Here is a 20,808-nt window from a genome sequence, read left to right as displayed (position 1 = left end):
TTCACATGTCACGCCAACACTCACATTTACCGGTCAGTTCACCGCGTTTGCTCGCGTCTGCAATTGGCGTGGCGATCACGGCCGGTTCTGCCGGCCACATGGTTTTCGCAGCCGAAAAGGCCGACGAAAAAGCGCCGGGCAATGCGATTTCCCTGGGGCGACCTCCATCACTGGCGAAGCCCAGGATGCGACTTCCTACAACGTTGAAAAAGCCTCCTCGCCCAAGTACACCGCACCGCTGGTGGACACACCGCGCTCGGTCACCGTCATCCCGCAGCAAGTGCTCAAGGACACCGGCGCCCTCAATATGCAGGATGCGCTGCGCACCGTTCCGGGCATCACCTTTGGTGCCGGTGAAGGTGGAAACCCACAAGGCGACCGTCCGTTCATTCGTGGTTTTGACGCTCAGGGCGACACCTATCTGGACGGCGTGCGTGACACCGGTTCGCAGAGCCGCGAGATCTTCGCCGTAGAATCCATCGAAGTCAGCAAAGGTCCGAACTCGGCCATTGGCGGCCGTGGCGCGGCGGGCGGCAGCATTAACCTGGTGAGCAAAAAGGCCCACTTGGGCGACTCGTTCGACGGTGGTTTTACCTGGGGTTCGGACCAGACCCAGCGTTACACCCTGGACGGCAACTACCAGTTCACCGACACCGCCGCTGGCCGTCTGAACCTGATGAGCCACGAAAGCAATGTCGCCGGCCGTGACAGCGTCGATTACGACCGCTGGGGCATCGCGCCGTCGCTGGCATTCGGCCTGGGCACCGACACCCGGGTCAACCTCGATTACTACCATCTGGAAAGCAACGACACGCCAGACTCGGGCATTCCGTACACCATCCCTGTCGCAGGTTCCGCCGCCCGCACCAAGTCGAATCCGGACAAGCCGTTCGCCGGCGGCGATCACAGCAACTTCTACGGGCTGGATCGCGATTTCCGCAAGGGCCGCACCGACACGGCAACCTTTGCCATCGAGCACGACCTGAGCGATGCGCTGACCGTCAAGAACACCCTGCGCCACGGCAGCAGCATGCAGGATTACATCCTGACCCAGCCGGACGACAGCAAGGGCAACGTGAACAACGGCAGCGTCTGGCGCCGGGCCAACACTCGCGTGAGCAACACCGAGACCACCACGAACCAGACCGATCTGTTTGGTGACGTCTACATTGCGGGCTTCAAGAACAGCTTCGCCACCGGCATCGAGCTGAGCCGCGAGGAAAGCCAGAAATCCTCGTACAACGTCAACGTCGACACCACCCCTCGAACCGCGGCGTCGACCACCAACTGCTCGCCGGCACTGATCGGCGCGCCAAGCGGCTACAACTGCACCTCGCTGGCCAACCCGAACCCGAACGACCCATGGAACGGTGCGATCTCGCGGAACTACGCCGGCACTGATACCGAGTCCGATACCTACGCGCTGTATGTGTTCGACACCCTCGAGTTGTCCGAGCAATGGCTGGTGAACATGGGCCTGCGTTACGACCATTTCGACACCAAATACAAAACCTACAACGCGTCCAGCGTGACCACGTCCAAAGGGGATGACGTTAGCGAGTTCGTGACCGGCCAGTTCGGCGTGGTTTACAAACCGGCCGAAAACGGCAGCATCTACGCGTCCTACGCCACCTCCGCCACGCCACCGGGCAACACGCTGGGCGAAGGTCAGGAAGGCAACCCGTTGGGCGGCACGCCGGATCGCAACGGCAATCTGCTGAGCAGCGACATGGAGCCGGAAACCACCAAGAACTACGAAATCGGCACCAAGTGGGACTTGCTGAACGATCGCCTGTCGTTGACCGCCGATATCTTCCGCACCGAAAAAGACAACGCCCGCGTCCAGGTCGACACCACGTCCTATGAAAACGCCGGTAAAACCCGCGTGCAGGGCATCGAATTGTCGGCCAGCGGCAAGATCACCGAAAAATGGCAAGTCTTCGCCGGTTACGCCTACATGGACAGCGAGCAAATAGACGGCGGCCCGCTGGGTAAAGCCAACGATGGCAACGAACTGCCGAACACCCCGAAAAACAGTGCCAGCCTGTGGACGACCTATCAGGTCACGCCGAAGCTGACCATCGGTGGCGGTGCGTTCTATGTCGACGACGTCTTCGGCAGCGTGGCCAACACCACCATGGTCGAGTCCTATGTTCGTTACGACGCAATGGCTGCCTACAAGTTGAGCAAAAACGTCGATCTGCAACTGAACGTGCAGAACCTGACCGACGAAACCTACTACGACAAAGCCTTCTCGACCCACTTCGCCAACCAGGCGGCTGGCCGCACGGCATTGCTGAGCACCAACTTCCACTTCTGATCAATGTAGGAGCGAGCCTGCTCGCGAATGGATGGTTGCCGCACCTCATCTGTGGCGACGGCTACAGCCTTCGCGAGCAGGCTCGCTCCCACATAAAGCAGCCGGCGATATAAGGTCAGGCCCCGTTCATCTGCATGAACGGGGCTTTTGTACGTAAAAAAGAATGTTTCTCAGAAACCCACGGCATAATGCGCGCCGTGATGATTATTTCGAACGAACAAGGCGAGCGACGTGTTGAAGAAAACCCTGTTCCAGTTGCACTGGTTTTTCGGCATCAGTGCCGGGCTGGTCCTGGCCCTGATGGGCATCACCGGGGCGATGGTGTCGTTTGAGGATGAGATCCTCAGCGTGCTCAATCCTTCTGTGTTGCAGGTCGAGAAGCAGGTTGCCGGCGTCCTGCCGCCCGCCGAACTGGTGGAAAAAATCGAGGGCGCCTCCGGTAAGAAAGTCGCGATGCTCTGGGTCGAGACCGACAGCGGCAACGCCGCGCGGGTGAGTTTCACCCCGCCACCGGGCGAACGCCGGGGCGAGATGCGCTACTTCGATCCGTACACCGCCCAGTTCATGGGTGAAGCCACCGGTCAGGACTTCTTCGGCCTGATGCTGCAACTGCACCGCTTCCTCGCCATGGGCGATACCGGGCGGCAGATCACCGGGGCCTGCACGCTGATCCTGGTATTTTTCTGCCTGTCCGGCCTGTACCTGCGCTGGCCGCGCCAATGGAAAAACTGGCGCGCCTGGCTGACCCTCGACTGGAAGAAAAAGGGCCGCAGTTTCAACTGGGACCTGCACTCGGTGGCCGGCACCTGGTGCCTGGTGTTTTACCTCCTGTCAGCGCTGACCGGGTTGTCCTGGTCCTATGAGTGGTACAACAAGGGCTTGACCCAATTGCTGTCCGACTCTCCGCAGAACGAGCGCGTGCGCGGCGGTCGAGGTCCTGCCCCAAGCGGCCCGGCGCCCACCGCCGATTACGCCGCCATGTGGAGCAGTATCTACAGCGCCGCAGGTCCGGCACTCAGTGCCTACAACATCCGCATGCCACCCGTGGCCGGCCAACCGGCGACGGTCTTCTACCTGTTGAACTCCTCGCCCCATGACCGTGCGCTGAACCAGATCAGCCTCGATCCGGCCACCGGCCTCGTCAAACGGCATGACCGTTACAGTGACAAGAGCCTCAAGGCACAACTGCTGACCAGCATTTACGCGCTGCACGTGGGCAGTTACTTCGGCATCGTCGGGCGGATCATCCTGACCCTCACCGCGCTGACCATGCCGCTGTTCTTTGTCACTGGCTGGTTGTTGTACCTGGACCGTCGCCGCAAGAAAAAGCAGATCAAGGACGCCCGCAAAAACTTCGCGCAAACGGGCAACAATGCGCCAGCCTGGTTGATCGGCTTCGCCAGCCAAAGCGGCTTTGCCGAGCAACTGGCGTGGCAAACTGCCGGGCAATTGCAGGCGGCCGGCCTGCCGGTAAAAGTCCAACCCTTGGCGAATGTCAGCGAACAGGATTTGCGTGAATCCAGCAATGCGCTGTTCGTAGTCAGCACCTTCGGCGACGGCGAAGCGCCGGACAGCGCCCGCGGTTTCGAACGCAAGGTGCTGGGCCAAGCGTCGAACCTGGAAAGCCTGAACTACGCGGTATTGGGTCTCGGTGATCGCCAATATCACCACTTCTGCGGCTTCGCCCGACGCTTGCACACCTGGCTTGGCGAGCATGGCGGCAAGACGTTGTTCGCCCCAGTGGAAGTCGACAGCGGCGACCCTTACGCCTTGCGTCACTGGCAGCAGCAACTCGGCCTGTTGACCGGGCAAGCACCGGTCGACACCTGGCAGGCGCCGAGCTACGACAACTGGACACTGACCCGCCGCGAGTTGATGAACCCGGACAGCAGCGGCTCACCGGTGTACTTGCTGGGCCTCACCGCACCGACCACCAGCAGTTGGCTGGCGGGGGATCTGGTGGAAGTCCTGCCCCGCAATTGCCCGTGGGCAATCGAGCATTTCCTTGATGGCCTGGGTATTGAAGGCCGGGCGATGGTGACCTTCAGTGGCTTGTCGCAACCGCTGGAGCACGCCCTCGCCAGCCGACAACTGCCGGAAAACAGAACCCATCTGGTCGGCCTGCACGCTCAGGCACTGGTCGATGCACTGGTGCCGTTGGCCATGCGCGAATACTCCATTGCTTCGATTGCGGCTGACGGCATTCTGGAACTGATCGTGCGCCAGGAAATGCACACCGATGGCAGCCTGGGCATCGGCTCCGGCTGGCTGACCGAACACGCGCCGGTGGGTGGCACCATCAGCCTGCGAGTGCGGCGCAACAGCGGGTTTCACCTGCCGACCGAGCCGGTGCCGATGATCCTTCTGGGCAACGGCACCGGGCTGGCTGGACTGCGCAGTTTGCTCAAGGCACGCATTGCCGATGGGCAGCAACGGCATTGGCTGCTGTTCGGTGAGCGTCATCGGGAATACGACTATCTGTGCCGCGATGAGCTTGAGGAATGGCTGACTTCAGGCGATCTGGAGCGACTGGACCTGGCGTTCTCGCGGGATCAGGCCGAGAAGATTTATGTGCAGGATCGGCTGCGTGAGTCGGCCGATCTATTGAAGCAATGGCTGGCTGACGGCGCCGTGATTTACATCTGCGGGAGCTTGCAGGGAATGGCATCAGGGGTGGATCACGTACTGAATGAAGTGCTCGGGATTGCAGAAGTCGACCGCCTCATCGAGCAGGGCCGCTACCGCCGCGACGTCTACTGAACCACCACAATCCCTGTGGGAGCGAGCCTGCTCGCGAAAGCGGTGGGTCAGACAACGACGCTGTTGAATGTGAAACCGCATTCGCGAGCAGGCTCGCTCTCACATTGGTTGTGTGTTGTTGGTGGAAACGGTCAGGCTGGCTGAAGCTTGCGCTCAAACACCGCCACCCCATCCAGATCCCGCAACACCACACTCATCTCCCCCGTCTGCCCATCGATATTCACCTCGCCAAAAAACTGGAACCCGGCAAACGGCGAGGTGTTCTGCGCCGGTGGTGCTTTCTCGAAAACCACCTCGGGCCCGAAGGTCTTGTCCAGCGGATTGGGTCCGAAGCTCCCGGCATTCAACGGCCCGGCCACAAATTCCCAGAACGGTTCGAAGTCCTGGAATGCGGCGCGGTCCGGGTGGTAATGGTGGGCTGCGCAGTAATGCACATCGGCCGTCAGGAACACGTAATTGCGCACCTGCTGCGCCCGTAAAAAGCCCAAGAGTTCAGCGATTTCCAGCTCACGCCCCTGGGCCGGTCCTGGATCACCGTTGGCCACTGCTTCCCAGCGCGCCACACCGGGGCTGACTTCTCCGTCGGGGACGCCGAGGCCGATCGGCATGTCGGCGGCGATGACCTTCCATTGGGCACTGGAGGCTTTTAACGAAGCCTTGAGCCAGTCGAGTTGCTCACGACCGAGAAACGGTTTGGCAGTGCCGAGGTTGTCGTCATTGGCTTCGCGATAGCTGCGCATGTCCAGCACGAACACATCCAGCATCGGCCCGTAGCCGAGCTTGCGATAAATCCGCCCGCCGCCATCGGCGCTCTGCAAACGCATGGGTGCATATTCGAGCCAGGCCTGGCGGGCGCGACCGACCAGGCTGTGGATATCTTTGCTCTTGTAGCGCTCATCCAATTGCTTGCCCGGTGACCAGTTATTCACCACTTCGTGGTCATCCCACTGCCAGATCTGCGGGACTTCGGCGTTGAAGCGACGGATGTTCTCGTCCATCAGGTTGTAGCGGTAGTTGCCGCGATAATCGTCGAGTGTCTCGGCGACCTTGCTCTTGGCTTCGCTGGTGATATTGCGCCACACCCGGCCGCTTTCGGTGGCCAGTTGCGCCGGCACCGGGCCGTCAGCGTAGATGGTGTCGCCGCTGTGGATAAAGAAGTCGGGCAGGCGCAGACGCATGGCTTCGTAGATGCGCATGCCGCCAATGTCCGGATTGATGCCGAAGCCTTGGCCAACGGTGTCGCCGCTCCAGACAAAACGGAGGTCGCGCCGGGTTTGCGGCACGCTGCGCAAATGACCGAACCAGGGTTCGCTGGTGACACCGCTTTGGGCGTCTTCGAAATACACGCGATAGAAAATCGCCTGATCGGCCGGCAGCCCCGTGAGCTCGACCCGTGCGGTGAAATCGCTGCGCGCATCGGCCAATGGCGAGACGAATCGGCGTGGGTTGCCAAACAGGCTGCGGGTGTCCCATTCGACCACCATCCGCGCCGGTCGGTCGCTGCGGCTCCAGATCATCGCCCGGTCGCCCATCAGATCGCCGGACTGCACGCCATCGGTGAGCTGCGGACGGTCCTTGACCGAGGCGATAACGGCCGGCGCCAGCCCTGGAAGCAATAGCCCGGCGCCGACGGCTTGCATGACACGGCGACGGCCGAGGTCGAATTCGCTCATGGTGTTCTCCCTGAAAAGGAAAACTAAAGCACGTGCGCATGAAACCGATGTGACACCGCTCCCCCCTGTAGACGCGAGGCTTGCCCGCGAAGGCGATCTGACAGACACCTGTTTGTTGAATGTTAAACCGTCTTCGCGGGCAAGCCACGCTCCTACAACGTGGTGTCAGGCTTTGGCGGGTTCGAGTGCCATCTCAACAGCTTCCGGCCGCTTGAGCAGCGCATACGCCACCGCCGTCAGCAGGCTCCCCGCCACAATCGCCAGCAGATACAACAGCGCATGATTGATCGCATTCGGGATCGCCAACACAAACAACCCACCGTGCGGCGCCATCAGTTTGCAGCCGAAATACATCGACAACGCACCGGTCAATGCGCCACCGGCAATGCTCGCCGGAATCACTCGCAACGGGTCTTTGGCGGCAAACGGGATCGCCCCTTCGGAGATGAAACACAGCCCCAATACCAGCGCCGCTTTACCGGCCTCGCGCTCGGTCTGGGCAAATTTGCGCCGTGCGATAAACGTGGCGATACCCAAGCCAATCGGCGGCACCATACCGGCGGCCATGGTCGCGGCCATCGGGGCATAACTTTGCGAGGCCAGCAGCCCCACCGAGAACGCATACGCGGCTTTGTTGATCGGCCCGCCAAGGTCGACGCACATCATCCCGCCGAGCAGCACACCGAGCAGAATCGCGTTGGTGGTGCCCATGCTGTCGAGGAAGTGCGTGAGCCCTTCGAGCATCCCCGCCACCGGTTTGCCGACGATGTAAATCATCACCAGGCCGGTGAACAGGCTCGCCAGCAACGGGATGATCAGAATCGGTTTCAGTGCCTCAAGACTTTGCGGCAAGCGCGCATAACGATTGATCGCCTGCGCCGCATAACCGGCAATGAAACCGGCAATGATCCCGCCGATAAAACCGGCACCGAGGGTGCTCGCCAGCAGGCCACCGATCATCCCCGGCGCCAGGCCCGGACGGTCGGCGATCGAGTAGGCGATGTAACCCGCCAGCAGCGGCACCATCAACTTGAACGCAGTCTCGCCACCGATCTGCATCAGTGCGGCGGCGAGTGTGCCTTCCTCCTTGAATGCGGAAATGCCGAACACGAACGACAAGGCGATCATCAGACCGCCCGCCACCACCATCGGCAGCATGAACGACACGCCCGTCAGCAGGTGTTTATAGACACCGGTCTTCTCTTGTTTGGCCGGGCCTTTGGCACCGGTCGACGCGGTTTCCTGCCTGCCTTCGGCCAGCGCTTTATTCAGCGTCGCCTCGGCTTGCTTCAACGCAATGCCAGTACCGCAACGGTAGATTTTCTTGCCGGCAAAACGCTCGGTGGCGACTTCGATATCGCACGCCAGCAGCACCACATCGGCATCGGCAATCGCTGCAGCGCTGAGTGGATTGCGCGCACCGACCGAGCCTTGGGTTTCCACTTGCAGGTCGTAGCCCAGACGCTTGGCCGCTTGCTGCAAGGCTTCGGCTGCCATGAACGTGTGAGCGACACCGGTCGGACACGCCGTGATCGCCACCAGGCGTGGCGCGTTTTGAACGGTGGTAGCAGGTTGCTCGACAGCTTCGGGCGCGACATACACCTGAGCTTCTTCAGCCCCGCGTCGTAGCACCGCTTCGACATCCTGCAGGGCATGCGCGGGCGTGCTCTGGAACACTTTCTTGCCGACGAATCGCGACATATCCACCGGCGCACTGGTGACCAGCAACACCCACTCGGCCGCTTCAATCGTGGCAGCCGACAGCTGACGTTCCGGATGCGCGGCATCGACCACTTCGACGCTGGTGCTCCAGCCCTGACGCTGGGCCGCTGCATCGAGCAAACGGGCGCACAGCACACTGGTGACCATGCCGTTCGGGCAGGCCGTAACAATGGCTAACTTCATGACAAACCCTCTTATTGTTCTGTCAGGGTGCGGATGCGCACGCCCTGTTCGAGCCGCGCCAACTGCGCGACATCGCCAATTCCGAAACCGATCTGCGTGACCGCCATCGCGGCGATTGCCGTGGCGGTGCGCAGGGTCTGTTCAGGCGTGTCGGCACTGAGCAAACCGTGGAGCATGCCGGCCAGCAACGAATCGCCTGCGCCCACGGTGCTGACGACACTGACCTTGGGCGGCGTGGCGTGCATCGCCGAGCCGACACTGAACCAGTTCACGCCATCGGCCCCCTGGGAGATCACCACATGCTCGATGCCTTGAGCGTGCAAACGGCTCGCCGCTTCGGCTTGTGCCGCCACCGATATCACCTCGCAGCCCAGCGCGTCGGCCAACTCTTCAGTGTTCGGCTTGATCAGCCACGGGCCGGCCTTGAGCGCTGCACGCAAGGCTTCGCCGCTGCTGTCGAGGGCAACGTTCAGACCGAGGTTTTTCAAACGTTCAATCAACGCCTGCAACCACTGCGGGCTTATGCCCTGCGGCAGGCTGCCGGCCACCACGACCGCGTCATGACCGGGCGCAATCTGCTCGAGTCGATCCAGCAGCGCCTGCTGAGCCGTCGCATTGACCATCGGCCCCGGACCGTTGATGTCGGTGATCCGCCCATCGTTTTCCGCCAGTTTGATGTTGCTGCGCGTCTCACCGGGCACCCGGATGAACGCATCGACAAAACCGCGTTTGGCGAACAGGGTTTCGAACGCTTGAAGGTTGTCCTCACCGAGGAAACCGCTGACCGTCAGCTGATGGCCGAGGTCGGCGAGCACCTGCGCCACGTTCACGCCTTTACCGGCGGCGTGGGTGTGCATTTCGTCGCTGCGATTGACTTGGCCGGGCTCGAGGCGCGGCAACTGCACCGTCAAGTCCAGCGCCGGGTTGAGCGTCAGGGTCAGGATTTTGGCCATTACAGGGCCTCCACTAATGCGCGCACTTCATTGGCGCTGCCCACGGCCAGGGCCTGTTGGGCGAGAATTCTGGTTTGGCTGAGGCTGAGTTCGCGGATGCGTGCCTTGACCTCGGCAATGCTGCGACCGGACACGCTGAGTTCGTCCACGCCGAGACCGACCAGCACCGGCACCGCCAGCGGATCGGCTGCCAGCTCGCCGCACACGCCGACCCACTTGCCGTTGGCATGGGCCGCGCGCACGGTGATGTCGATCAGTTGCAGCACCGCCGGGTGCAAGCCGTCAGCCTGGGCCGACAAGGTTGGATGCCCTCGGTCGATGGCCAGGGTGTATTGAGTCAGGTCATTGGTGCCGACGCTGAAGAAGTCGACTTCCTTGGCCAGCACCGGCGCCAGCAAGGCCGCCGATGGCACCTCGATCATGATCCCCAGTTGCAGGTCAGCCACCGGGATTTCCAGACGCAGACGCTCGGTCATGTCCCGCGCCTGGCGCCACTCATCGACGCTGCCGACCATCGGGAACATGATCCGCAACGGACGGTTGTCCGCTGCACGGAGCAAGGCGCGCAATTGCGCTTCCATGATCTGCGGACGCTGCAAGGTCAGGCGAATGCCACGCACGCCGAGGAACGGGTTTTCTTCTTTCGCAATCGGCCAGTACGGCAGTGGTTTATCGCCACCGACATCGAGGGTGCGAACCACCAGGGGACGACCGGCCAGGCCGTCGAGGACGCGGCGGTATTCGACTTCCTGGGTGGCCTCGTCCGGCGCCTGGGAATGGGCCATGAAAATCAGTTCAGTGCGCAGCAAGCCGATGCCTTCGGCACCCTGCTCCACCGCGCTGGTCACGCCGGCACTTTCGCCGATGTTGGCGAACACTTCGACCGCATGGCCGTCGGTGGTCAGCGCCGGTTGATGGCGTTGTTCGGCGGCGGCTTTCAGGCGTTGTTCGCGGGTGTCGCGTTCTTCGGTGGCGCGCTGCAAGGTTGCCGCGTCGGCGTCCACATGCAGGCGACCGCGCTGACCATCAATCAGCAACGGCGTGCCCGGCGCCAGCAGCAACACCGCCGCACCAGCGCCGACCAAGGCCGGAATGCCCAGCGCCCGGGCGACAATCGCGCTGTGAGCGGTCGCGCCGCCACGGGCCGTGAGAATGCCGGCCACACGGGTCGGATCGAGACGGGCAACGTCGGACGGGCCGACTTCGTCCATCACCAGAATGTACGGCTGATCGGGTTCACTCGGGGTTTCGACGCCGCTGAGTTGCGCCAGCACCCGACGACCGATGTCGCGCAGGTCGGCAGCCCGTTCGGCGAGCAAGGCGTCCTGCAACGATTCCTGTTGTTTGGCCGCCGCTTCAATCACCGCCATCCACGCCGCTTCAGCGCTTTCGCCTTGCTTGAGGCGGGTGTCGACTTCATCGGTCAATTCCGGGTCGTCGAGCATTTCCTGGTGGGTGATGAAAATCTCGCGGATGGCTTTGGATTTGCTGCGTTCGATCAGGCCTTCGATGTCGCGGCGCACGTGCACCAAGCCCTGCTTGAGACGTTCACGCTCAATGGCGGCAGACTCGCCACGCAACGGGTATTCGATGGTTTGCAGCACTTGAATGTGCGCCGGGCCAATGGCGATGCCCGGTGCAGCGGCAATGGCCTGGACCAGACTGCCGGACGCTGGCGCCAGGAGCACTTCGGCGACATCGGCAAACACCTCGCGCTGCTGGCTCACGGCGGGCAACGGCTCGACGTCTTCACCGAGGCCTTCTTCGATGGCGGCCAGCAAGGCTGGCAAGGCATCGGCGGCGATGCTCGGTTCAGCGACGAACTCCAATACCTGACCGCGCCGGGCGCCGAGGCTGAGCAGTTTGCTCAAGCTCTTCACCGACACGGCGCTGTCCTGGCCATCGACGATGCGCACGCGGATTTCGCCTTCAAAACTTTTCGCCAACTGCGCGAGGATCTTCGCCGGGCGGGCATGCAAACCGTGGGCGTTGGCCAACGCAATGCGCGCGCTCGGCCAGTCCGCCGGCAGTTCACCGCCCAGCACTTCGAGGACTTTACGGCTGCTGGTGGCGCGACCCAATTCATGGCCACGGCCTTCGATCAGCAGCGCACACAGGCGTTCGAGCAAAGCCTGATGCGCCTCGCCGAGGCTGGCCAGGCAGAACAGGCCACTGAGGGGCTGGCCGAGGTAGCGCATGGGCTTGTCCGGCGTGACGAACGCCAGGCCCGGACGCTTGACCGTTTGTTCGCTGTGCAGCCACCACAAGCCATCGCCCAGCGGCAGCGCTTCGACCTGTTGCAAGACGGCGGAGAACCCGTTACTCACGCAATCGGCCTGGCGCAGCAAACGCGCGCCGCGCCATACAAGTTCTTCGAAGTCATCGGCGGAGACACCAAGGCCGATCATTTGTGCATCCAGCGCCAGTTCCTGCGGTGCCCCTTGCAGCAGTTTCAACAAGGCTTCGGCGGAACTGGCGCGACGCAGGGCCTGGCCCAGGTCGGTTTCTCCGAGGGCACGGGTCAGCAGTTGCAGCAGTCGCAGGTGTTCATCGGATTTGGCGGCAATGCCGATCGCCAGGTAAACGATCTGGCCGTCGCCCCAGTCCACGCCTTCGGGGAATTGCATCAGCCGCACACCGGTGGAAAACACCTGGTCGCGGGTTTCCGGCGTACCGTGGGGGATGGCAATACCTTGACCGAGAAAGGTCGAGCCCTGGACTTCCCGCGCCTGCAAACCGGCGAGATAACCCTCGGCCACCAGGCCATCGGTGACCAGATGCCCGGCCAGTAATTGCAAGGCTTCGGACTTATCCACAGCCGACTGGCCCATGGATATCTGCTCTATGGTGAGCTCGAGCATGCTTTCTCCTTTTTGGCGTCTGTGGGCGCCAGGTATTGTTTTGGATGATTCCAGCTTAGGCGCTTCGTCATCATTTTTGGCGGTTTCACGGCAGAACCGGCCAAATGCGCTTATAACGTAGAAAATACGCTTGCTGAAACGTTTAATCTAGAATGATTGGCACGTTACTCGATTATGTCCCATCCTTGAAGTCCAACTTGTCGGAAGCGTTGCGACAATGGTCGTCTGCCCGAATCGGGTAGGATTGTCGAAAATGTCGGGGCAAGCTCGAACAAACAAGGAAATCCCGAGTTGAAACTCAGTGATATCGCACAGTTGGCCGGTGTGTCCGTTACCACCGCCAGTTATGTCATTAATGGCAAGGCCGAGCAGCAACGTATCAGCAGTGCCACCGTCGAGCGCGTTCGTGCGGTCGTCGAACAACATGGCTTCACGCCCAACCCTCAGGCGGCGGGGCTGCGCAGTCGGCACACCCGCACTTTGGGCTTCATTCTGCCGGACCTGGAAAACCCCAGTTACGCAAGAATCGCCAAACTGCTCGAGCAAGGCGCCCGGGCGCGCGGTTATCAATTGCTGATCGCCAGTTCCGACGATGCGCCGGACAGTGAGCGGCAATTGCTGCAACTGTTCCGCGCCCGGCGCTGTGATGCCTTGATCGTCGCCAGTTGCCTGCCGGCCGGTGATGACAGTTATCGTCTGTTGCAGGCCAAAGGCATTCCGATCATCGCCATCGACCGGGTGATGGAGCCTGAGCATTTCTGTTCGGTGATCAGCGATGATCGCGAGGCCAGCCTGCAACTGACCCGCAGTCTGCTCGACCCGCTGCCCAAGCAAATCGCGCTGATCGGTGCCCGCCCCGAGCTGAGCATCAGCCAGGAACGTGCCGCCGGGTTCAAGGAGGCGTTAAGCGGGTTCAAAGGCGACGTGCTGATCGAGCACGGCGAATCGTTCAGCCGTGAGTGCGGCAAGCAGTTGATGGAGGAATTGTTACAGCGCCTTGGGCATTTGCCGGATGCACTGGTGACCACGTCTTACGTGCTGCTTCAAGGCGTGTTCGATGCCTTGCACGACTTCCCGCTGAAAACCCGTCCGCTGCGCCTAGGCACCTTCGGCGACACGCAGTTGCTGGACTTCTTGCCGCTGCCGGTCAACGCCATGGCCCAGCAGCATCAGTTGATTGCCGACAAGGCCCTGGCGCTGGCGCTGGCCGCCATCGAGCAGTCCGACTACCAACCCGGCGTGCAAGCCATCGCGCGGACCTTCAAGCAGCGTATTCGCCAGGACTGAACCGTGGAGCTGATTGACAGCCACACTCATCTGGATTTTCCGGACTTCGACGAGGACCGCACGGCGCTGCTCGCCGAAAGCCGCGCCCTCGGGGTACGGCGGATGGTGGTGCTGGGGGTTTATCAGGGCAATTGGCAGCGGGTCTGGGACTTGGTGCAGAGCGACCCCGACCTGCATGCGGCGCTCGGTTTGCACCCGGTGTACCTGGACCAGCATCGCCCTGACGATTTACTCGAACTCGGTGACTGGCTGACCCGCCTGGCGGGTCATCGGCAATTGTGTGCCGTGGGCGAGATCGGTCTGGATTACTTCATCGAAACCCTCGACCGTGAGCGCCAGCAGGCCTTGTTCGACGCGCAACTGCAACTGGCGGTGGACTTCAATCTTCCGGCGCTGATTCATGTGCGGCGCAGCCATGCCGCGGTGATTGCCACGCTCAAACGGTTTCGATTGAAACGCGCGGGCATCATTCATGCCTTCGCCGGCAGCAAGGAAGAGGCGCGCGAATACATCAGGCTCGGTTTCAAACTGGGCCTGGGCGGCGCCGCGACCTGGCCGCAGGCGCTGCGCATGCACCGCGTCCTCGCTGACCTGCCCCTGGAATCAGTGGTGCTGGAAACCGATTCACCGGACATGGCGCCCGCCATGTTTCCCGGTCAACGCAACAGCCCGGCGCACCTGCCGGCGATTTGCTCGGCGCTGGCCGGCATCATGGCGATCAGCCCCGAGCGATTGGCGGCCGCAAGCACGGACAATGCCTGCGAGTTGTTCAACTGGTAAATCAGCCCTGCACAAAAACCTGCTCCCACATTTGATCCTTGTGTGTCATCAGACCCGGAACGCGCTGATCAGTTGTTTGAGTTCCAACACTTGGGCCGACAATGCTCGACTGGCATCCTCGGTCTGGTGCGCCCCTTCGGCGGTACGTTCACCCGCGCGGTTGATCTCGACGATGTTCTGGTCGATGTCGTGGGCCACTGCCGTCTGCTGCTCCACCGCGGCGGCGATCTGTTGGTTCTGGTCGACGATCATGCCGACGGCACCGAGGATGTTTTCCAGCGCCTGCTGGACCTTTTCCGACTGCCCGACGGTGCCATCGGCCACCTGATGGCTGACGCCCATGGCTTTCACCGCCGCGCCGACACCATTCTGGAGCTTGGTGATCATCTGCTCGATTTCTTCGGTCGATTGCTGAGTGCGCTTGGCGAGGGTCCGCACCTCATCGGCCACCACCGCAAAACCACGCCCTTGCTCACCGGCCCGAGCGGCTTCGATCGCGGCGTTGAGCGCCAAGAGGTTGGTCTGCTCGGCGATGCTCTTGATCACTTCCAGCACGCGGCTGATGGATTGACTGTCGCTGGCCAATTGGTTGACCACCCGCACCGACTGATCGATCTCGCTGGCCAGTTGCGCGATGCTGCCCTGCTGGGACGCCACCAGGCCGCGACCGCTGATGGTTTCGTCGTTGACGCTGTGGGCACTGCTGACTGCTGCGGCGGCACTGCGCGCCACCTCAAGGGAGGTGGCAGACATCTGGTTCATGGCCGTGGCGACCTGCTCGATCTGCGAACGCTGCCCCGCCACCGCCTGGTTGCTTTGGGCAGAGACACTTTCGACTTGTCCGGCCTGGCGCTCGACCTCATTGACGGTCTGGCCTACCCGCTCGATCAGGTCATGGATTTTCTTCACGGTGCCGTTGAACACCTCGCCCAACTCGCCCAACTCATCGCGGCTTTCGGCCCGGAAGGTGACGGTCATGTCGCCCGCTGCAACTTTGTCCAGCGTCGCGCCCAGACGTTTGAGGGTGGTGCGGGTCGAGGCGTAGAAGCCGCCGTAGAGGTAGAAAATCAACACAAACACCACCGACAGCGCCACGGCCTGCAAGATCATATGGGTGCGGTTCTGCTCCAGTCGCTGCTGCAACTGGGTGCCGAGGAATGTCAGGGTGGCTTCGTTGAGTTGGTAGGTCTGGTCCATCAGGCCGGTGACCTGGTCGTAAAAGGCCTGCCATGGCGCATCGAGGGTGTCGGCCATCACCACCTGTTCTTCGAACAGTTCACTGGCCTTTTTCAGCGAGGCCTTGCTGCTCTCGGCCTGGGCGGCCAGGGTGTCACGCGCCGCTTTGCTGGAACCCAATGCATCATTGAGCTTCAGACCGTATTCGCCCTGGAGCTTTTCGATCTGCGCCAGCAGCTCATCAAATCGGGTGCTCGACGACGAATTCAGAAAACCTTGCCCAAGCGAATAGGAACCCATCGCCCGGCCGTCGCCCAGGATCTGCGTCACAGGCGGAGTGACGTTGGTAATGAGTTCGCTGAGCTGACGCATGTCGCTCTGGGTATCGCGGCTCAGGCCGGCTTGACTGGCGATGATCTGGCTGAAAATCTGCGCGCTGCCGAGCAACTTGCCGATCATCCCACTTTTGCTTTGCAGGGAGTTTTCCGCTTGCTGGGCCTTGAACGCCGCGATCATTTCATCGCGCTTGCCATCGAAAACCGTGATCTGCTCCGGATCAGTGGTCATCGCCGTCAGCCCTTGCAGGCGGGCCAGAACACTTTGCTCCAGAGTGCTGATCTTCGTCTCGACGTTACCGGCCTTGCCGGACTGGCCAAGGGTGACGTTGATTTGCACCAGGTTGTTCAGGGTTTCCAGATCACGCCGCAGGGTCAGGCTGCTGCCGAGCAGGTCGAGGCTTTGCAGCTCGACTTGTGTGCCCTGGAATTCACGATAGGAGTCGCGGACCAGATAGAAGTTGGTCACCAGCATCGGCACGAGGAACAGCACACTGATCAGGCTGAACTTCATGCCGAAGCTCAGGCGATTCATCAGCGCGACGGCGGGATAGAGCAAGCTCTTCACTGGAAGTCTCCCTTTTGATTCTTATTTTTATTGGCAGGCGCGGGTCGACGGCAGATAGCCACTATTCAGCGCTATCCCTGTATAGCTTAAATCGGCTGAGGGTTTTGTAACTTAAGGTTAACGGCAGATCGCCGGACTTGAGATCGATGATCATCTTGTGGCGAGGGAGCCTGCTCCCGCTCGTCTGCGAAGCAGACGCAATGCAGGCGAGCGGGTTTTCCTGACATATTCGCCTGGCCGTTTGAGGGCGCTGCGCGCCCAGCGGGAGCAAGCCCCCTCTCCCACAAAGACGTTCACACAAGACAGCCGTTGGTTTACGGAAGGACCGTCCACAACGCAAAACCTGCATACCAGAGCACCGCCGCGCGCAGCAGCAGTTCCCAGATCCGGTCCAGGCTGTTGATACCATCCGGTCCGACGACCGGTGCAGGAATTTCGCCAGCCACCAGGCCAACTTTCTCGATCAACTGGGCAGCGCTGATGTTCCAGTTCAGCAGTTCATGCAGCATGACGCGGCTGACCGCGACAAAATTTCCGACCAGCGCGAAACTGGCCGCCAACAGACGCACCGGCACCCAATCAAACGCATGACGCAACTGTGCAGCGCGCTCGACCACAGCAGGGTTCTGCCCGTGCTCTTCAGCCAGCGCCAGCAGCCGGTAGCTCAGTGCGGCGACCGGGCCCAGCACGAAGTACCAGAAAATCACCGCGAAAAAGCTCTGGTATGCCTCCCACAGCAAATGCCCTTCGACCCGCTCAAGCAGTTGCTCGCCGCTATCGGCGCAGATGTCCACGTCGCGCTTCGCCACATGGGCGGCGGCTTGCAGGTCTTCCCGGCGCCAGGCATCGCGAAACGGTCCCAGGCCAGCCAGCAAATCGCCGCGACCCAGACTGTAAATCACCACCAGCAGGTGCACCGGCAACGCCAGCAACCCGTAGGCCACCGGTTCAAGCACCACCAGCAACAAACCCAGCAGCGCCACCGGCAACAACACCAGCACCACCAATACCAGCCATGGCCGATCGATCAGGCGCGGGCTGACTTCAAGCTTGTTCAGCTCACGCACCCAACCGCCGTCACGTTGGACCCGATGGCGCAAGGCCGAGAATTTCTCGATCCAGACGGCCAACAGCAACACCAGAAAACTCATCGTTGTTCCTCTTGTTCCAAAGCGGCTTTTGCCAAGGCGGCGCGGTAGCGTGCCCAGTCGAACGCGGGTCCCGGATCCGTCTTGCGCCCCGGTGCGATGTCGCTATGCCCGCAGATGCGTTGCGCCGTGATCGCCGTAAATGTGCTTTGCAGTTGTCGGGTCAGAGTCGTCAACGCCTGATACTGGGCGTCCTCGAACGGAAGATCATCCGTGCCCTCAAGTTCGATGCCCACAGAAAAATCGTTGCAGGTCTCCCGCCCCTCGAAACTCGAGACACCGGCGTGCCAGGCGCGCTCAAGACAAGAGACAAACTGAGTAACAGTGCCGTCACGTTCGATCAGAAAGTGCGCAGACACCCGCAGGTCAGCAATACCTGCAAAATAGGGATGCTCCGTGACATCCAGACGATTCTGGAAAAATTCCTGCACCTTGCCGGTGGCGAACTGCGCTGGCGGCAGGCTGATGTTGTGGATCACCAGCAGGGAAATTTCGCCCGAGGGGCGCGCATTGAAGTTGGGCGAGCGGCATACACGCACGCCCTGACACCAACCGCTCGCGGGGTCCAACTGCATACAGGTTCCTTCAACGACGACTGTGTTGGCGCCCAGTATGCCGCGATAGGCCCTCGGGGCGCGATCACTTGCCGCGATTGAGACGCCGCAGATTGCCCAGCACCGACTCCAGGGCCCGGTCGAACAGCAAGGTATCGTCCAGCGCCCGCACCGCGCCACGGCGAAATTCCAGGGCCAGGCCGGTGCGGCTGCGCTCCAGCACTTTCATTCCCGTGCGGTCGACAAAGATGTATTTGCCGGTGGAATCGATGATCGCTGCCAGCTTGCAACGCAGGGTGTTTTCATCGTCTTCCTGAAACTCGACCCAGCAGCCCGGACGCAGTTGATCGACCTGAAGCAAACCGGCATCGTCTGCCGGCAACCGCACAGACACCACATCGGCCAGGCCTTCGTCCGCCGTGTGCAGCACGATTTGCTGCAGCACTTCGACCATAACCGGCGGGTCGACGGGTTGTTCAGCCGTCTGACCCGGGCGCTCGAACAGTTGCACGTGCAAGGTTTCCAGCTCACTGAAAAACTCACTGGTGGCGAACGGATCGAACGCCGAGCTGCTCAATCCGTCGCGCAAGGCCTTCAGCAGCCCGGGCACCAGCGCCAACAAACGCAGGCCGGCATCGGGCTCGTCATGGCGCTGCACGCTCCAGATCAATTGCTCCATAGTCTGCACATCGGCCTGCCATTGCGCCGACGCATCACCATGTTTGAGGCAGGTCAACAACAGCACTTTACTCCAGGCCTCCTGCACGAAGACCACCACAGCCTGGGGCAGCACTTTGCCCAATAACGCCTGATTCAGCGCCTGCTCGACACGCTGGCGAGCCAGTTCGGTCCTGGCGCGGCCTTCCTCGGCGTCACGGGTACGCTGTTCCAGCAGTTCGCTGCGGCGGCGCTCATCACTGGTGAAGGCGAGAAAATCCGCCAGCAATTCGGAAAAGATCGCCGGATCATCAACAAAGTCGTTCAACAGGCGCTGGACCACTTGCTCGATGCGCAGGTACAGGCTGTCACGCTCGTGGTCATCGCACTCCCCCCAGCCCATCGCGGCGGCAGCGATTTCGTTGAGCAGACGCCGGGCCGGGTGGCTGGCCCGGCTGAAGAAGCTCTTGTCGAGCACCGCCACTTTGAGCATCGGAATCTGCAACCGACCAATCAGCGCCTTGAGGGAGTCAGGCAGGTTGCGGTCATCAAGGATGCATTCGAAGAGCATGGCGATCAGGTTGATCACGTCTTCGTCAGCCACGCCGACCACGCGCGACTTGCCGCTTTTGACGCTGACCCGGGTTAGCAGCTGTTCGAGCTGGTTACGCAGATCGAAGTCGTCCTGGGTCGCCAGCGCCGGCACGTATTGCTGCAAGTGCGAGAGCAGGCGCAACAGGTCTCGGGTGGAAATGGGCTGTGTCTGGGCACTGGCTTCGAGGGTCGGCGCGACACTGCCGCGCACGTGTAGCAGCAGCTCCTGCAACGCGGCAAAGACTTCCTGCACGCCATCGTCGACCGGTGTATGGCCCGAGTGGATGCCGACTTCGATCGGTTCGGCATAGGCGCTGGCGGCGGCATGATCGCTGGCTCGCCGCGTGGGAGCGGGCTTGAGGTCGGGCAACACGCCGGTCGCGATGAGCAGTTGATTGGCTTCGGCGTACAGCTGATCAGTGCTGCTGAGCACGTAGCGATCGAATAGTTTGAGAATGATCAGCTTGACCTTGATCTCCACCCCCAGGTTGCGCCAGGCCTGCAAGAAATACTCGCAGAGCCGCGCAGGCCCCAGCGGGTTGTGCTCATCGTCCAGCGCCTTGCCCAGCAAAGCACTGAGTCGGGCTGTCAGTTGGTCAAGAGCGAACCCGTCGCGGTTCAGCACTTTGCTGACCATGGCGTCCACCGCGACGCTGCGTTCCAGATCGTCATTGGGCAATGCATCGGTTTCAAATGCCAATGCCTGAGGCAAGGCCGCCTGGGCGCTGTCGTGCTGCGAGAGACTGACGAACGCCTCGAAGAAGTGTTCGAGAAAACCACGTTCGATGCTTTTCCGCTTGAGTCGCAAGTCGCGCATGGCTTCGAAAAAGAGGTTCTGCTCGACATCGCTGCGGGCCCGATCAGCCATTTCGAACAGCGTGTCGTCGGCGTTATCAAACAGCTCCTGCAAGCCATGCCTGAGCTGTTGAGTGGCCTTGTCGCGAACCTGAAGCAGAATCACAGGCAGGCGGGCGAGCGGCGATTGCGTCGCCTGACCGGTAGCCGCCTTGTGCAAAGGCACTACATTCCCGTCGTTGTGCATCCAAGCCTCCTGAAACGGTGATTCTACGAATAGTCGTATCCAAACGAACGTCAAAGCCATGACGTCAAAAGCAAGGCGGATTATCTTGCAAAAGCGCTCCCGTGTACCAGCAGACTCTGTGCTTCGTATCGAAATAGACGCATAGGAAAGACGTTGACTTAGCGCCGATGATTCAAGGGAATCGACCAAATGCAG

At 61.5% G+C, this 20,808-nt stretch carries 11 protein-coding genes and 1 pseudogene; 4 read left to right on the top strand and 8 right to left on the bottom strand.

Translation table 11 applies throughout. The annotated features are described in order from the left end of the window. Positions 1-5: 5 nt before the first annotated feature. Together HP062_RS25445 and HP062_RS25440 are read left to right on the top strand one after the other, a co-directional pair. Positions 6-2,320, top strand: a pseudogene (locus HP062_RS25445) (TonB-dependent receptor). Positions 2,321-2,551: 231 nt separating this feature from the next. Next, positions 2,552-5,080: a sulfite reductase flavoprotein subunit alpha gene (locus HP062_RS25440; RefSeq protein WP_172792256.1), complete on the top strand. Its 2,529-nt coding sequence runs from the start codon at positions 2,552-2,554 to the stop codon at positions 5,078-5,080. A 131-nt stretch (positions 5,081-5,211) separates the two neighbouring features. Here HP062_RS25440 and HP062_RS25435 read toward each other — a convergent pair whose 3' ends face one another. The 4 genes from HP062_RS25435 to ptsP all read right to left on the bottom strand — a co-directional run bounded on the left by HP062_RS25435 (position 5,212) and on the right by ptsP (position 12,472). Further along, positions 5,212-6,753: an alkaline phosphatase gene (locus HP062_RS25435; RefSeq protein WP_102593602.1), complete on the bottom strand. Its 1,542-nt coding sequence runs from the start codon at positions 6,751-6,753 to the stop codon at positions 5,212-5,214. Positions 6,754-6,918: 165 nt separating this feature from the next. Next, positions 6,919-8,658, bottom strand: coding sequence for a PTS fructose-like transporter subunit IIB (locus HP062_RS25430; RefSeq protein ID WP_172792255.1), 1,740 nt, complete (start codon positions 8,656-8,658; stop codon positions 6,919-6,921). An 11-nt stretch (positions 8,659-8,669) separates the two neighbouring features. Further along, positions 8,670-9,611: a 1-phosphofructokinase gene (gene pfkB, locus HP062_RS25425; protein ID WP_172792254.1), complete on the bottom strand. Its 942-nt coding sequence runs from the start codon at positions 9,609-9,611 to the stop codon at positions 8,670-8,672. Beyond that, entirely contained in the window at positions 9,611-12,472 is a 2,862-nt protein-coding gene (gene ptsP / locus HP062_RS25420; protein ID WP_010463459.1) for a phosphoenolpyruvate--protein phosphotransferase, read from the bottom strand. The genes pfkB and ptsP overlap by 1 nt, the downstream gene beginning before the upstream one ends. A gap of 291 nt (positions 12,473-12,763) precedes the next feature. Here ptsP and cra point away from each other — a divergent pair, with 291 nt between their 5' ends. Together cra and HP062_RS25410 are read left to right on the top strand one after the other, a co-directional pair. Then, positions 12,764-13,759, top strand: a complete 996-nt coding sequence (gene cra, locus HP062_RS25415) for a catabolite repressor/activator (RefSeq protein WP_010463461.1) — start codon at positions 12,764-12,766, stop codon at positions 13,757-13,759. A 3-nt stretch (positions 13,760-13,762) separates the two neighbouring features. Beyond that, positions 13,763-14,539, top strand: a complete 777-nt coding sequence (locus HP062_RS25410) for a TatD family hydrolase (protein ID WP_172792253.1) — start codon at positions 13,763-13,765, stop codon at positions 14,537-14,539. A 48-nt stretch (positions 14,540-14,587) separates the two neighbouring features. Here the strand turns inward: HP062_RS25410 and HP062_RS31595 are convergent, their stop codons facing one another. From HP062_RS31595 to HP062_RS25390, 4 genes are all read right to left on the bottom strand, one after another. Then, complete coding sequence (locus tag HP062_RS31595; protein ID WP_371857853.1) at positions 14,588-15,292, bottom strand: methyl-accepting chemotaxis protein; 705 nt, start codon at positions 15,290-15,292, stop codon at positions 14,588-14,590. Positions 15,293-16,932: 1,640 nt separating this feature from the next. Further along, complete coding sequence (gene ampE, locus HP062_RS25400; protein ID WP_010463467.1) at positions 16,933-17,769, bottom strand: regulatory signaling modulator protein AmpE; 837 nt, start codon at positions 17,767-17,769, stop codon at positions 16,933-16,935. After that, positions 17,766-18,341 carry a 1,6-anhydro-N-acetylmuramyl-L-alanine amidase AmpD gene (ampD, locus tag HP062_RS25395; RefSeq protein WP_010463469.1) on the bottom strand — a complete coding sequence of 192 codons (576 nt, stop codon included), beginning with the start codon at positions 18,339-18,341 and terminating at the stop codon, positions 17,766-17,768. Before ampD ends, ampE begins: the two co-directional genes overlap by 4 nt. 64 nt (positions 18,342-18,405) lie before the next feature. Beyond that, the gene (locus HP062_RS25390; RefSeq protein ID WP_154503034.1) at positions 18,406-20,613 is read right to left on the bottom strand and encodes a DUF1631 domain-containing protein; all 2,208 of its coding nucleotides are present in this window, start codon (positions 20,611-20,613) and stop codon (positions 18,406-18,408) included. Positions 20,614-20,808 lie beyond the last annotated feature (195 nt).

Source organism: Pseudomonas sp. B14-6, assembly GCF_013260315.1.
Taxonomy (GTDB): Bacteria; Pseudomonadota; Gammaproteobacteria; order Pseudomonadales; family Pseudomonadaceae; genus Aquipseudomonas; species Aquipseudomonas mandelii.
The sequence above is the reverse complement of the archived record's forward strand: the minus strand, read 5'-3'. Positions and strand labels throughout refer to the sequence as shown.

Coding starts and splice junctions, on each gene's coding strand:
- ampD (WP_010463469.1), bottom strand. CDS start 18,341: ATGCAGTTGGACCCCGCGAGCGGTTGGTGTCAGGGCGTGCGTGTATGC.
- HP062_RS31595 (WP_371857853.1), bottom strand. CDS start 15,292: ATGTCTGCCACCTCCCTTGAGGTGGCGCGCAGTGCCGCCGCAGCAGTC.
- HP062_RS25390 (WP_154503034.1), bottom strand. CDS start 20,613: ATGCACAACGACGGGAATGTAGTGCCTTTGCACAAGGCGGCTACCGGT.
- ptsP (WP_010463459.1), bottom strand. CDS start 12,472: ATGCTCGAGCTCACCATAGAGCAGATATCCATGGGCCAGTCGGCTGTG.
- pfkB (WP_172792254.1), bottom strand. CDS start 9,611: ATGGCCAAAATCCTGACCCTGACGCTCAACCCGGCGCTGGACTTGACG.
- HP062_RS25435 (WP_102593602.1), bottom strand. CDS start 6,753: ATGAGCGAATTCGACCTCGGCCGTCGCCGTGTCATGCAAGCCGTCGGC.
- HP062_RS25430 (WP_172792255.1), bottom strand. CDS start 8,658: ATGAAGTTAGCCATTGTTACGGCCTGCCCGAACGGCATGGTCACCAGT.
- ampE (WP_010463467.1), bottom strand. CDS start 17,769: ATGAGTTTTCTGGTGTTGCTGTTGGCCGTCTGGATCGAGAAATTCTCG.